This window comes from Streptomonospora alba, from assembly GCF_000826685.1.
Lineage (GTDB): Bacteria > Actinomycetota > Actinomycetes > Streptosporangiales > Streptosporangiaceae > Streptomonospora > Streptomonospora alba.
In genome coordinates this window covers 103,984-117,945 of record NZ_JROO01000014.1, presented here as the reverse complement: position 1 = coordinate 117,945, position 13,962 = coordinate 103,984, and the positions used below count along the sequence as shown (strand labels likewise).

At 72.3% G+C, this 13,962-nt stretch carries 11 protein-coding genes; 6 read left to right on the top strand and 5 right to left on the bottom strand.

Going from position 1 to position 13,962, the window contains the following annotated elements:
- The first annotated feature begins 259 nt into the window (after positions 1-259).
- The 3 genes from LP52_RS08820 (at position 260) to LP52_RS08810 (ending at position 5,486) form a co-directional block, all read left to right on the top strand.
- Complete coding sequence (locus LP52_RS08820) at positions 260-3,376, top strand: FAD-binding and (Fe-S)-binding domain-containing protein (protein WP_052809618.1); 3,117 nt, start codon at positions 260-262, stop codon at positions 3,374-3,376.
- Positions 3,377-3,382: 6 nt separating this feature from the next.
- Positions 3,383-4,492, top strand: a complete 1,110-nt coding sequence (locus LP52_RS08815; protein WP_040272316.1) for an enolase C-terminal domain-like protein — start codon at positions 3,383-3,385, stop codon at positions 4,490-4,492.
- Between the two features lie 454 nt (positions 4,493-4,946).
- Positions 4,947-5,486, top strand: a complete 540-nt coding sequence (locus LP52_RS08810) for a DUF1697 domain-containing protein (RefSeq protein ID WP_040272315.1) — start codon at positions 4,947-4,949, stop codon at positions 5,484-5,486.
- Between the two features lie 123 nt (positions 5,487-5,609).
- On the opposite strand, the gene LP52_RS08805 is transcribed toward LP52_RS08810, so the two are convergent.
- Together LP52_RS08805 and LP52_RS08800 are read right to left on the bottom strand one after the other, a co-directional pair.
- Positions 5,610-6,794, bottom strand: a complete 1,185-nt coding sequence (locus tag LP52_RS08805; protein ID WP_040272314.1) for a low temperature requirement protein A — start codon at positions 6,792-6,794, stop codon at positions 5,610-5,612.
- A 177-nt stretch (positions 6,795-6,971) separates the two neighbouring features.
- On the bottom strand, positions 6,972-7,427 hold the full coding sequence (locus LP52_RS08800; RefSeq protein WP_157036272.1) for a hypothetical protein: 456 nt from the start codon (positions 7,425-7,427) through the stop codon (positions 6,972-6,974).
- 359 nt (positions 7,428-7,786) lie between these two features.
- On the opposite strand from LP52_RS08800, the gene LP52_RS08795 reads away from it, so the two are divergent.
- The 3 genes from LP52_RS08795 to LP52_RS08785 all read left to right on the top strand — a co-directional run bounded on the left by LP52_RS08795 (position 7,787) and on the right by LP52_RS08785 (position 11,105).
- A complete protein-coding gene (locus LP52_RS08795) occupies positions 7,787-8,506 on the top strand; it encodes an AfsR/SARP family transcriptional regulator (protein ID WP_169775356.1) in 720 nt (239 codons plus the stop codon).
- 156 nt (positions 8,507-8,662) lie between these two features.
- Positions 8,663-9,895, top strand: coding sequence for an FAD-dependent oxidoreductase (locus tag LP52_RS08790; RefSeq protein ID WP_084723031.1), 1,233 nt, complete (start codon positions 8,663-8,665; stop codon positions 9,893-9,895).
- A 13-nt stretch (positions 9,896-9,908) separates the two neighbouring features.
- On the top strand, positions 9,909-11,105 hold the full coding sequence (locus tag LP52_RS08785) for a cytochrome P450 (RefSeq protein ID WP_040272312.1): 1,197 nt from the start codon (positions 9,909-9,911) through the stop codon (positions 11,103-11,105).
- A gap of 127 nt (positions 11,106-11,232) precedes the next feature.
- On the opposite strand, the gene LP52_RS08780 is transcribed toward LP52_RS08785, so the two are convergent.
- The 3 genes from LP52_RS08780 to LP52_RS08770 are packed head-to-tail and all read right to left on the bottom strand — an operon-like array spanning position 11,233 to position 13,962.
- Positions 11,233-12,066 carry a thioesterase II family protein gene (locus tag LP52_RS08780; protein ID WP_052809615.1) on the bottom strand — a complete coding sequence of 278 codons (834 nt, stop codon included), beginning with the start codon at positions 12,064-12,066 and terminating at the stop codon, positions 11,233-11,235.
- Positions 12,063-13,199: an alpha/beta fold hydrolase gene (locus tag LP52_RS08775; RefSeq protein WP_052809614.1), complete on the bottom strand. Its 1,137-nt coding sequence runs from the start codon at positions 13,197-13,199 to the stop codon at positions 12,063-12,065. The genes LP52_RS08780 and LP52_RS08775 overlap by 4 nt, the downstream gene beginning before the upstream one ends.
- Positions 13,186-13,962: a 2-oxo acid dehydrogenase subunit E2 gene (locus LP52_RS08770; protein ID WP_040272311.1), complete on the bottom strand. Its 777-nt coding sequence runs from the start codon at positions 13,960-13,962 to the stop codon at positions 13,186-13,188. The genes LP52_RS08775 and LP52_RS08770 overlap by 14 nt, the downstream gene beginning before the upstream one ends.

Here is a 13,962-nt window from a genome sequence, read left to right as displayed (position 1 = left end):
GAACGGCTACCTTTACAACGTAGATTAAATTATCCCGCCTTACCGCTCTCCCCATCGGCGGGTTTGCCGCGATGCGGTGCGGTCAGCCGCGTTCGTGGGAGTCTGCGACCGCGCCGTGCCGGTCGGCTCGCCGCCCCGGGCAGTGCCGCGCCGGCTTCCGTCGTCCGAGCATGTCCGGCGGCGCGCCCGCAGGAGTCCGGGCCGCCGCCCGTAGCCGCCGCGGTGCCCGCCCGCGGCGGCTCTGCGGAAAGGGGACCCGGTGACCGCGCACGACACCCAGACGACCCGAACCTCCGATTCGGACGCCGCCGAGTCCGTCGACGTCGAAGCCCTGCGCAGGGACCTTCTCGACCGGGTCGACGGCGAGGTCCGCTTCGACGACGGCACTCGGTCGATCTACGCCACCGACGCCTCCAACTACCGCCGGATCCCCATCGGGGCGGTCATCCCGCGCACCGTGGAGGCGGGCGCGGAGGCGGTGGCCGTCTGCCGCGAACACGGCGCGCCGCTGCTCTCCCGCGGCGGCGGCACCAGCCTGGCCGGGCAGTGCTGCAACACGGCGGTGGTCATCGACTGGTCCAAACACTGCAACCGGGTGCTGGAGATCGACCTGGAGCAGCGCACGGCCACCGTCGAACCCGGGATCGTGCTCGACGAGCTCAACGCGCGTACGCGCGAGGCAGGCGGGGTGATCTTCGGACCGCAGCCCTCCACGCACGACCGCTGCACACTCGGCGGCATGATCGGCAACGACTCCTGCGGCTCCACCGCCCAGGCGTACGGAAAGACCTCCGACAACGTCGTGAGCCTGGAGATCCTCACCTACGACGGCTGCCGGATGTGGGTGGGCCCCACCGACGACGAGGAGTACGCGCGCATCCGGGCCGAGGGCGGCCGGCGCGCCGAGATCTACGGGGAGCTGCGCGAGCTGGTCCAGCGCTACGAGCAGACGGTGCGGCGCCGCTTCCCCGACATCCCCCGCCGGGTAACGGGCTACAGCCTGGACGCACTGCTGCCCGAGAACGGCTTCGACCCCGCGCGTGCCCTCGTCGGCTCCGAGGGCACCCTGGCCACGGTGCTGCGCGCCCGATTGCGGCTGTGCCCCGAGCCGCCGGCGCGCACCCTGGTGATGTGCGCGTTCCACGACGTCTTCGCCGCGGCCGACGCGGTGCCGCGCATCCTGGAGTTCGAGCCGATGGCGCTGGAAGGGCTCGACGACAAACTCGTCGGTTTCCAGGAGCGCGAGAAGCGCAACCGCCAGGCGCTGAGCAAGCTGCCGGAGGGCGCCGGCTGGCTGATGGTGCAGTTCGGCGGCGAGACCGGCGAGGAGTCGCTCCAGCGGGCGCGGGAGTTCGAGTGGGCTCTTTCCGACGGCGACGACGCACCGTTGGTGGAGGTCTATGAGGACGCCGAATCCGCGGCGGCGATGTGGACGGTGCGCGAGGCGGGGCTGGGCGCTACGGCGCGAGTGCCGGGCGAGGGGGACACCTGGCCCGGCTGGGAGGACTCGGCGGTACCGCCGGAGCGCTTCGGCGACTATCTGCGGGACCTGCACGCGCTGATGGAGCAGTTCGGCTACGCGCGGCGCTCGGCGTTCTACGGCCACTTCGGCCACGGTTGCCTGCACACACGCATCCCCTTCGAGTTGACCACCGCCCGGGGAATCGCCGACTACCGGAGTTTCGTCGAGCGTGCCGCCGACCTGGCCGCCGGCTACGGCGGGTCCTTCTCCGGCGAGCACGGCGACGGGCAGGCGCGCGGCGAGCTGTGGCCGCGGCAGTTCGGCCGCGAGCTGATGCCGGCCTTCGCCGAGCTGAAGCGGATCTTCGATCCCCAGGAGCGGATGAACCCCGGCAAGCTGATCCGTCCCGGCGGGCAGGAGCCCGAGCGCCTCGACGAGCATCTGCGGCTGGGCGCCTCCTACTCCCCCGCGCACCCGCAGACCGCCTTCGGCTATCCCGAGGACGACGGCGACTTCCACCGCGCCACGCTGCGGTGCGTAGGGGTGGGCTCCTGCCGCAGCGACAGCGGCGGGGTCATGTGCCCCAGTTACCGGGTCACCCGCGAGGAGGCGCACTCCACCCGCGGACGCGCCCGCATCCTCAACGACATGCTGCGCGGCGACGTGATCAGCGACGGATGGCGCTCCCCCGAGGTCGACGACGCCTTGGACCTGTGCCTGGCGTGCAAGGGCTGCAAGAGCGACTGCCCGGTCAACGTGGACATGGCCACCTACAAGGCGGAGTTCCTGTCCCACCACTACTCCGGGCGCGTGCGGCCGGGATCCCATTACTCGATGGGGTGGCTGCCGCTGTGGGCGCGGCTGGCCTCGGTCGCCCCCGGCCCGGCCAACGCGCTCAGCGCCGCGCCCGGCGTGCAGCGACTGGCCAAACGCCTCGGCGGCATCGCCGAGGACCGCCCCATCCCCGCGTTCGCGCCGGTGCGGCTGCGCGACGCCTTCCGCAGGCGCAGCCGACGCGCCGGGCGCACCGCGTCGAGCACACGCGGCCCCGTCGTGCTGTGGCCCGACACCTTCACCGACAACTTCCAGCCCGAGGTGGGTGCGGCGGCGGTGCGGGTGCTGGAGAGCGCCGGCTTCGAGGTACGGATGCCGCAGCGCACCCTGTGCTGCGGGCTGACCTGGATCAGCACCGGGCAGCTGGACACGGCGCGGCGGGTGATCGCCCGCACGTTCGCGGCGCTGCGCGAGAACGTACGGGCGGGGGTGCCCGTGGTCGGGCTGGAGCCCTCCTGCACAGCCGTCTTCCGCGCCGACGTCCCCGAGATGTTCCCGCACGACGAGGATGTGGCGCGGCTGCGCGAGCAGACGTTCACCCTGGCCGAATTCCTCGACTCACACGCGCCCGACTGGGAACCGCCGCGCATCGAACGGGCGGCGCTGGCCCAGCCGCACTGCCACCACCACGCGATCATGGGCTTCTCCGCCGACCGGCGCCTGCTGGAGCGGGCCGGTGCCCAGGCGCAGGTGCTCGACGCCGGCTGCTGCGGGCTGGCCGGCAACTTCGGTTTCGAGGACGGCCATTACGCCGTTTCCATGGCCTGCGCGGAGGACGGGCTGCTGCCCGCGGTGCGCGACGCCGACCCCGAGGCGGTGGTACTGGCCGACGGGTTCAGCTGCCGGACGCAGATCGAGCACGCCGGCGTCGGACGCGAGGCCCTGCACCTCGCCCAGGCGCTGGACATGGCCCAACGCGGCGGCGGCCCCCGCCGCCACCCCGAGGAGGGCGCGGCGCGCACGACCGAGCGGAGGCGGGCGCCTGCCTACGACACCGCGCGGATCCGCGAGCAGGCGATGGAGGCGGGCCGCTCGGGCACCTTCGCCACCGGGGCGGGCGGCACCGGCGGAGGCGTGTGACAGGCGATGGGCTACGCAGACCCGGAGATCACGGGGGTGCATGCGGCCGCCTACACCGTGCCCACCGACCGGCACTCCGCCGACGGCACCCTCTCCTGGGACGCGACCACGATCGTGGTGGTGCGGGTCGCAGGCGGCGGCGACGAGGGGATCGGCTGGACCTACGGCCCGCCGGCGTGCGCCGCCGTCGTGCGCGACCAGCTCGCTCCTGCGGTGTCGGGCCGCCCCGTACTGGATGTGTCCGCCGCGCTGGAGGCCATGGTGCGGGCGGTACGCAACGCCGGACGGCCCGGCGCGGTCGGCTATGCGATCTCGGCCGTGGAGACGGCGCTGTGGGACCTGAAGGCGCGCCTGCTGGGGCTGCCGCTGTACCGGCTGCTGGGGGCGATGCGCGATGAGGTGCCGCTGTACGGCAGCGGCGGCCTGACCTCCTACGACGATGCGCAGCTGCGGCGCCAGCTGCAGGGGTGGGTGCATGAGGAGGGCTTCGGCCGCGTCAAGATCAAGATCGGCGAGTCGTGGGGCACGCGCGAGCGGCGCGACCTGGAGCGCGTGGAGCTGGCCCGCGCTGTGGTCGGGGCGGAGGCGGAGCTGTTCGTCGACGCCAACGGCGCCTATTCCGCCAAGCAGGCGATGCGGGTGGCGCGCGGTCTGGACGCGGCCGGAGTGAGGTGGCTGGAGGAGCCGGTCTCCTCCGAGGACCTGAGCGGGCTGCGCCGGGTGCGCGAGGGGGTCCCGATGGACGTGACGGCCGGCGAGTACGGCTGCACCGTGGCCTACTTCGAGCACATGTGCGCCGCCGGGGCGGTGGACTGCCCGCAGATCGACGTCACCCGCTGCGGCGGGGTGCTGGAGTTCTTGCGCGTGTGCGCCGTGGCGGCGGCCCACGGCCTGGACAACTCCGCTCACTGCGCCCCCTACCTGCACCGGCATGTCGCGGCGGCGGCGCCGCGGCTGCGCCACGTCGAGTGGTTCCACGACCACGTGCGCATCGAGCGCCGGTTCTTCGACGGCGCCGACGCACCGCAATCGGGATCGCTGCCCCTGGATCCGCAGCGGCCCGGCCACGGCGTGGAACTGCGGGAGGCGGATGCGGAGCCCTACCGGGTCGCCTGAGCGGAGCCGCGGCGAGAGGATGGCGACGTTTCACACCAGCGCCTTTACAACGTAGATTACAGATACCGGCACTCCGGAGCGCGCGTGCTCCGGCCCCGAGGCCGTCTCCGAAACGCCCGCGCACGGGCGCGACCGCCTACGATTCGTCCTCCGCCGCGGTCGCGGCCCGGCGCCTGGGCCCTGCCCGCATTCTCGCCGCCACCGCCGTGCCGGGCGCCCCGATCGCCCGTCCCACTCCTGCGGGACTCCCCGTGCCCCCGGCCGCAGTGCCCCCGGCCATGCGCCGACCCCCGGCACCACGCCGCCCGCCCGGGACACACAGCCGCCTCGACGGGCGCACGGACCTGGTCCGACGGCCGCACCGAGGCGGCCTCCTCTCGCCGGTTTCGCCCGGTAAGCTGCCGTCGCGCACCGCCGGCCGGCGGTGCGCGAAACCCGTGAGGGGAAGCAGCCGATGACCGGATACGCGGCACTGCTGCGGGGCATCAACGTGGGCGGTCGCAACAAGGTCCGCATGGCCGACCTGCGTGCGCTGCTGAGCGGCCTGGGCTGCACCGACACGGCGACGCTGCTGCAGAGCGGCAATGCCGCGTTCACCGCCCGGGGAACCGACGCCTCCGCGCTCGGCGCCGCGATCGAGGACGCGCTTCGCGACGAACTGGGCGTCACGGTCGCGGTGGTGGTGCGCAGCGCCGCGGACCTGCGACGGGTCGTCGACGGCCTCCCGTTCCCGGTGCGCGACCCGGCCAAGTGCGCGGTGGCCTTCCTCAACGCCCCCGTCGACCGCGAACGCCTCGCCGGTCTCGACCCGGCCCGCTACGCTCCCGAGGAGCTGGTGCCGGGCGAACGTGAGCTCTACATGTACTTCCCCGACGGCCTGGGCCGCGCCAAGCTCACCCCGCTGCTGGAGCGCCACGTGCCCGCCCCGGCCACCGTGCGCAACTGGAACACCGTCACCCGACTGCTGGAGCTGGTCGCCGGCCGGTCGGCGTGAATCCGCGGGCGCACCGGCGGAGTCCCACCGGGGCGCCCGCGGACGGTTTCCGGCCGCGGCCTCGCGCTGAGCGCTCCCGCCGCTAACGGCGCGCGGCCGCGCGGTCCCGGGACCGCTTCGGCTTCAATGCGAGGGCGCACCGCCTCCCGCCGCGCGGGAGCGGGCCGTGAGGACCGCCAGGGAGGCCATCACAAGCAGCACCGGCAGGGTGACCGCCGTGACGGGCAGGTCCTCGTAGAAGATGATCCCGGCAGCGCCGATGACGACCAGCAAAGCGGCGGCGACGAAGCGGGAGCGGGCCATCCGGCCGAAGCGCGAGCGCAGGAACAGCAGGTTGCCCGCCAGGTAGATCAGCGGCCCGCCCACCGCCACGAGCACAAGGGAGGGCGTGAGGTGGTCGTGGGTGAGCCGCAGCTCCATGGAGACCGCGACCACGATGGCGCCCAGGACCATCAGCGCGTGCGCATAGGCGAAGGCGAAGCGCAGCGCTCCCGTCCCGCCGTGGCGGCCGGTGACCTCGTGCCCGGCCAGCGCGAAGTAGTTCCACCACAGCACGGTCAGCCCGGCGAAGCCCAGCAGCAGGCTGATCAGGTTGCCCGCCTCCAGCACCCCTTCGTCGGCCAGGGCACCGCCCATCATCAGAATCGACTCGCCCAGGGCGATGATGAACACGAGCCGATTGCGCTCGGCGAGGTGGTCGGGATCGGTGTCCCAGCGCTCCATCGGCGCGCTGACCACACCGGGGATGCGGAAGTTGACCAGCGGGCCCGCGTAGTCGATGGCGACCGCCAGCAGCCACACCCACAGCCGTACGTCCGGCGGCAGAAGTGCGCCGGCGATCCAGGCGGCGCCGGCCAGCGCGGAGAAGGCCAGCAGGGCGGTGTAGTTCGACGCGAGCCGGCGCCCCGTGAACCCGACGATCATGAAGACCGGCCGCAGGATCCCCATGAAGACGAAGCAGCCGGCGAACAGCAGACCGGAGTCGCCGAAGGCGCCGGGGATGGCCACGGCCATGCCCAGCGCGGCCAGCATGAGCACGGCGTTGAGTAGCTGGACGCGGGTGTTGGAGGGGTTCAGCCAGTTCATCGCCCACGCGGTGTAGTTCCACCCCCACCACACGGCGGCGAAGACGACGGCGGTCTCGGCGAAGCCCTGCCAGCTCAGATGGGCCACGAGCACGTGCGAGAGCTGGATGATGGCGAAGACGTAGACCAGGTCGAAGAAGAGCTCGATCGGTCCGACCTCGGAGCGGCGGTCGGCGGGGCGGGCGATCCCCCGCCAGGGAGCGTCTGCGGAGTCAGTGGTCATGGAATCAGCGTGGGGTCTCGGCGGCGGATGTGCGCGGTTGAGCGCGCGGCGCGGCGCGGCGCCGGGCTCCCGCGCGGCGATCGTAGCGCCCTTCCTGCGTCTGTGCAGCGCACCGCTCCCCCACCGCCGCCGCTCCCGCACAGGGTCTGAGGCCGCCCGGCGCGGCGCCGGGCGGCCTCAGACCGGCGGTGCGCCGACCGGGGCCGTGCCGCGGGGACCGGCCCGCCAGCCGCGGCAGAGGACGTAGGCGGTGGCGGCGACCACGGCCAGGACGCTGTCGGCGATCGCTGCGGCGGCGGCCCCGGCGACCTCGCCCGGGCCGAGTGCCCCGGCGGCGAACGCGGTCGCCGTCAGGGCCAGCAGCGCCTTGTTGGCGATCACGATCTCCCACACCCACCGGTAGTGCAGCGGGCGCCATGCCAGCAGCGCGAACAGGGCGGCGAAGACGAGGAAGCCGTAGAGGCGCCAGGTCTCGGCCATCAGCCGGTCGCCTCCCGCCTCGAAGACGGCCGGCACCGCCGCTGCCGCTGCCGCCAGGGCACTCGCACTCGCCACCCCCATCAGCACGCGCGCCGCGGTCGTGCGCCGCGCCGCCGGTGCGACCGAAGAACGCGAAGGGGTTTCATTTTTCATTCGCTCTCCCTGAAAAAACTGAATAAAGATGCGGTGAACACCGGCGCCGCTGCGGGCCGTTTCCCGTGCTTAAGACCGGCCAAATGAATACTAGAGCTGGATTCGGGGGTTTGTCTTGGCCCCCGCCAAACAATATCCTTAAGTCGAGCAACGCACCGTCACGCTCTGTACCCGCGCGGTTCGAATATGTAATTGTTTTTGTCGGGCGGTCGTTTCCATGCCGCCTGAAACACGGAATTAATAATCACTTAACCCGGATGGCCGATGCTGCCGACGACGGGTCTCCGTGCAGTCGCGGCTGAGGATGGCAACCCACAACCCGACGGGAGTGCTCAGTGCGGTTCAAGATACTCGGGAACGTGCAGGTCGATGCAGACGGGGAAACATACACCCCCTCGGCAGCCAAAATCAAGACGCTTCTCGCTACGCTTCTCGCCCTGCCCGGAAGGGTGGTGAGCACCGACCAGCTCGTCACCGAACTCTGGGGCGAAGAACCTCCCAAGAGCGCACATTCCTCTCTCTACGTATACGTATCGCAACTCCGCAAGGAATTGAACCGGCTGTGCGGCCGGGGCCTTCCACTGGAGACCCGCCATCCCGGCTACCTGCTGAAGGTCGGGCAGCAGAGCATCGACTTCCATGAGTTCCTGCGGATGTACCGCGCCGGCAGCGCTGAATTCGAGGAGGGGGCCTACCGCGAGGCGCTCCGGCAGTTCGACGGCGCACTGGCCGTGTGGCGGGACGACGCGTTCTCCGACGCTCCGCGCGGCCCCATCCTCTCGGGTATGGAGAACCGGATCCGCGAATCGCGCCTGTCGCTGATCGAACTTCGCAACGAGGCGGAGATGCGGCTGGGCCGCTACAGCAGGATCATCGGCGAGCTCCGCGCCCTGTCCGAGGAGCACCCCTTCCACGAAACCTTCCAATACCAGCTCATGCTCGCGCTGTACAAGGCCGAACGCCAGGTCGAAGCGCTGGACGTTTACCATCGCACGCAATCGTTGCTTCGAGATGAATTGGGACTGGACCCGGGGCAGCGGTTGCAAGGTATGCAGCAGAAGATTCTCGCGGGGGAATGAGCCGGCCTCGCCGCATGGCCGGCCCGCTCCGTGACACGGCCGCCGCTTCCGCCGCAAGGTCCCCGCAAGGCGGACACAAGGGGTGGGGCAAGGGGGCCCCAAGGCGCCGTTCCTAGCATCGGGTACCAGACATTCGCTGCGAAAGGGCCGGTCCCTATGACGATGACGGTGTCGACTCAGGTGTGCGTGGTGGGCGGCGGCCCGGGAGGTCTTTCACTCGCCCTGCTGCTGGCCCGCAGCGGCATACGCGTGGCCGTCGTCGAGCAGAGCGGCCATTTCAACCGTTCGTTCCGCGGTGAAACCATCTCGCCGGACTGCGCCTACCTGCTGAATGAAATGGGCGTTCTCGAGCAGGCCCGCGATCGCGGATATCTGCAGGTGCGCCGGATGGAGATCGACGACGGAGGGCGCCGCGTTCTCAACGTCGACTTCGGCGACTTCGACTACCCCCAGCGCTACCCGCTGGAGATCCCCCAACACAATCTGCTGGAGACCATGCTGGGCGAGGCCCGACAGCACGAGTCCTTCACGTTCCTGCCTCGCACACGCGTGACCGGCCTGCGCTATTCCGGCGACCGTGTCAGCGGCGTCCAGGCCACGGGCCCGGATTCAGAGGTCGAAATCGACGCGACGCTCACCGTGGCCGCCGACGGCCGCTACAGCAAGCTGCGCGCGATGGCCGGCCTCGACTTCCGCACGATCCCTCAGGACCGCGACGTGGTCTGGCTGAAGACCCCCTTTCCCGACGAGTGGGAGCGCAGCACCTACCGGATCCGGCTGCGGGGCGACCGCAACGGCGTGTTCCTGCCGACCTACCCGGACATGGTGCGCGTCGGTTTCAACATCCCCAAGGGCGGGCTGAAGGAGATCCGGCGCAGCGGTATCGGCGGGCTGCACGAACGGCTCGACGAGCTCGCGCCCGAGTTGAAGTCGATCGTGCGCTCCGAGGTCGACTCGTGGTCGGCCACCAGCGTGCTCGACATCTTCACCACCGTCGTGCCCACGTGGCAGCGCCCCGGGTTCGCGGTGGTCGGCGACGCGGCGCACACCTTCTCCCCGATCCTCGGCCAGGGCGTCAACCACGCGATCGTCGACGCCGTCGATCTCGCTCCGCGGCTCGCCCGGGCCCTGCGGGGGGCCGACGCCCGCGAGGCCGCGGACCACGCCACGGCCGCGTTCCAGCGCGACCGCGAAGCCGAGGTACGCACCACCCGCTCGCTCCAGCTGCGCCAAGAGAAGGCGTTCACGCTGGGCAATCCGGCCCTGGTGCTGCTGCGCCAGCGCCTGTACCGCACGGCCGAGCGGGTGACGGCACTGCGCGACGCCGTCTTCCGCCGGATCTACTTCCGGATCCAGCGCCAGCACAAGCACCGATCCGTCCACGCCTGACTCGGAGGGCAGCATGGAACACGAGCAGAAACCGCACCCCTACCCCTTCACGCGGTACTCCGTCACCGAGATCCCTCCGATCTACCGGCACCTGCGCGAGAAGGAGCCGGTCGCCCGCGCGGCCTTCCCCAGCGGCGACGAGGGCTGGGTGGTCAGCCGGTTCGACGACGTCTACTCCGTGCTGGCCGACCCGAGGTTCAGCCGCGCCGCCACGGCCGAGCCGGACGCGCCCCGGCTCACGTCGGCGCGCCCGGTCAGCGGCGGGCTGTTCACCATGGATCCCCCCGAGCACACGCGCCTGCGCCGCCTGGTGGCCAAGGAGTTCACCGCCCGGCGCATCAACGGCCTGCGCACCCACATCCAGCGCATCACCGACGAACTCCTCGACGCGATGGAGAAGCAGGGCCCGCCCGCCGAGTTGATCGGATCCCTGGCGTTCCCGCTGCCGGTGCGGGTCATCTGCGAACTGCTGGGCGTACCCTTCGCCGACCACGACAAGTTCCAGAAGTGGTCCGAGGGCATCGTCTCGCTCACCTCGCACACCGAGGACGAGGCGCTGCACGACATGGCCAGCCTGGCCGGCTATTTCCAGGAGCTCATCGCGGCCAAACGCGCCGACGGTACCGGGGACGACCTGATCAGCGCATTGGTGCGGGCCGAGGAAGAGGAGCGGCTCTCCGAGCACGAACTCATGATGATGGGGATGACGCTGCTGGTCGCCGGGCACGAGACCACGGCCACGGTCATCGGCAGCGGGGCCCTCAGCCTCCTGCTGCACCCCGGCGCCGTCCGGACTCTGAAGGAGTCGCCCGAGCGCATCGACGACATCGTCGAGGAGATCCTGCGGGTCAACCCGATCGGCGACGGCGGGCCGCTGCGGGTCACCCTGGAGGATGTCGAGGTCGCCGGTACCACGATCCCCGCGGGGGCGGCCGTCGTCGCCTCGGTCCCCGGGGCCAACCACGACCACCGGCGTTTCGACGACCCCCACTCCTTCGACATCGACCGGCCCGACCAGCAGCACATCGCCTTCGGCCACGGCGTGCACTACTGCATCGGGGCCGCCCTCGCGCGGGCCGAGCTGCAGATCTCGCTGAGCACGCTCTTTCGCCGCTTCCCCGGGCTCGCACTCGACGCCGAGGCGGACGAGCTGGAGATGACCCGCGGGATGATGGTGCACAGTCTGCGCGAACTCCCGGTCTCGTGGTGACCGCCGCGGTCCGGCGCCGCCGCTGACACAACGGCGGCGCCGGACGGTACGCGGCCTCTTCCCAGCGCGCCGGCGGCGTCGGAGCCCACGCTCCGGCGCCGTCAGGGCTCACCGCCGGGGCTCGCCGTCAGGACCGGGCGCGTGCCGCGGCGACCACCGGCCCCAGCTCTGCGAGCAGCTCTCCCGGGGTGCGGACCGGGAAGAAGTGGCCACCCTCCAGCATCCGCAGGGTGAAGCGGTCCGCCGTGCACTGCGCCCATCCGGCCAGCGCTTCCGGAGCCACGATCCTGTCGCCGCGCCCTCCGAACACGTGCACGGGGATGTCCAGCGTCCCCGCGTCCTGCGCCCGGTGGGTGGTGCACACCCCAAGGTCGGCGCGCACCGCGCCGAGTAGCGCGCGCAGCAGGGAACGGTGCCGGAGCAGCTCGGCGGGGACACCGCCCGCGTCGGCGAGGAGGCCGGCCAGCGTCTCGTCGTCGGCCAGGGCCCAGGTACCGATGCCGCCCGAGGCCGCCCGCCTCGGCGCGGGGTAGCAGGCCGCCGCCAGCCCCAGGGCCGGTCGGGCGCCGCGGCGCATACGGCGCAGCGCGAGCCGGTAGGCCACCAGCGCCCCCATGCTGTGGCCGAAGAGCAGGTGCGGTTCTTCCAGCACCTCGTCCAGTTCACGGTCGAGTTCGGCCACGAGGGCGCCGATATCGGTGAAGGGCCGCTCGCGGCGCCGGCTCTCCCGGCCCGGCAGCTGGACGGGGCAGACCGCGACGTCGGGGCCGAAAGCGCCGCGCCAGGCGCGAAACCCCGAGGCGCCGCCGCCGGCGTGGTGGAAGCAGACCACCCGCAGTCCGCCCTCGTAGGCCTCGGGGCCGAGGTAGGCGCCGCCGTGTGCCGGGCGCGGCGATACTCCGGCGGGCTCTGCCACCGCGGCGGCCGGTTCCGGCATGGCCGCGGATCGCCTCTCGGTCATCGTGTGCTCCCGGTTCGGGTCCGTCCGGAGCCGTCGTCCGGGCGGACGGGCAGTCCCGACAGTGCGTGCAGCGCGCGGGCCCGGGTGCCGGCGCCGCGCAGCGCCAGCAGCGATCCGAACATCCACACACGCGTGCGATTGACGTTGGCCGGCGAGCCGTGCACGTCGTCGCAGCTGACGATGCGTCGGCCGCGCACGTGCCGGTGCACGAGATCGACGTCGGAACGCGGGATGACCTCGTCGCGCAGACTCTCCAGGTAGTGGAGCGGCAGGTCGAGGCGGGCGAGGCGGTCGGCGTCGAGCGCCATGCCCGCCAGGATGGCGGGGAGGCGGTCGTCGCCGGCGCCGCAGACGTGGGCGAGCGTGCGCGCGGTCAGCCCGGGAAGCCCTCGCCGATCGACGAGGGCTTCGAACGGCGCCCGGACGGGCGCTCCGACGGTGACCAGCCCTCGCACGCGTCCGTCGCCCAAGGCGCAGCGCAGCGCCAGGTGGCCGCCGAAGCTCATGCCGACGACGTGTGCGGTGCGCACCTCCATCCGCTGGGCGCAGGCGTCGAGCACGGCCGTGAGCACGTCCTCGCTGCCGGGGCCGTAGTCCAGCGGGTTCTCCCCCACCCCGGGCATCTCGGTCACGGCCACGGCGTAACCCAACCGACGCGCCGCGGGGATGAACTGGGCCCACTGCTCCTTGATGCTGACGATTCCGCCGAGGACGACGACGAGGGGGCGCCGCCCGCCCAGTCCGGCGGTCCAGCAGGCGAAGCGACGGCCGGCTCCCTCGACCTCCAACCGCTCGATGCCGCGCCGGCAGCGCCAGTCGTCGAAGGAGGCGATGCACTCGCCGAGCGCCCGGGCGCGCTCGGGGCCGTCGACGTAGGGGAACCGGGCCATGCCGTACCGGCGGCAGGCCCCCAGGGGGTCGCCCCGCCGCCGCAGCGCGCGGGCGCGGTCGCTCCAGCCGGCTACCCAGTCCGATTCGGTGGCCGCTTCGGCCCCTACATCACGGCACTCCCGCCGAGAGATGCCCTGGGCGCGGGCGTGCAGCAGGGCGAAGTCCCGCAGCTCGGCCAGGCGCCGCTGCGGGTCGTCCTGCGCAGCCGGGTCGGCCGGGGGGTGAGCGTCATCCCATGCCACGGCAGTCCTCCAAGTTCTCGCGTACGTCGGCGAGGACGTCGGCCGCCGTCGCCCCGTCGACCACGCGGTGGTCGAAGGTGAGGCTGAGGCGCATGGTCGGCACGATCGCCACGGCGCCGGCCTCGGCGCGCGGCAGGTCGCGGATGCGCCCCACCCCGAGCGTCACCGCGGTGCCGCCGTAGGAATGGAAGCCGTCGACCGGACGGTGGCCGAGGCTGGAGACGGCCAGGGTGCCCATGTAGCGGGGCCGGTTGCGCAGCCGGGACAGGGCCAGGCGGAATCCGGCGCCGCCGAGGGCGAAGGGCAGCCGCATCAGCGTTCGCGCCCCGTCCGCCTCGGGCAGGACGGCGGCGTCGGTGTCGCGCAGCCGGTCCACGGCCTCCTGCAGTTCGGGCAGGCTCCGACGATCGACGCCGGGGATCGGCACGGTGAGCACCACCCGCCTGCCGTCCACCCGCTTGTCCAGCGCCAGCTTGACGTCCACGGCCGGGTAGCGGGCGACGCGCGGGCGCAGGCGCCCGGTGACGGCTGCGTTGGCGTCGGGGTGGCGGGCGAGGGCACGCGCTCCGGCGAGCATGACGTAGCTGACCACCGAGTAGCGCAGGGCGGCGCCGTTCCCGCCCCGATGGGCGAGCACGGCGCGCATGTCGACCTCGGTGTCGAGGTGGACGGGGCTGGCCTGCCGGGCGAACGCGAGGAAGTGCAGGGTGTGGCGCCGCTGCGGTTCGAGTGCGGTGACGCGGGCGCCGAGGGCGGCGGCCAC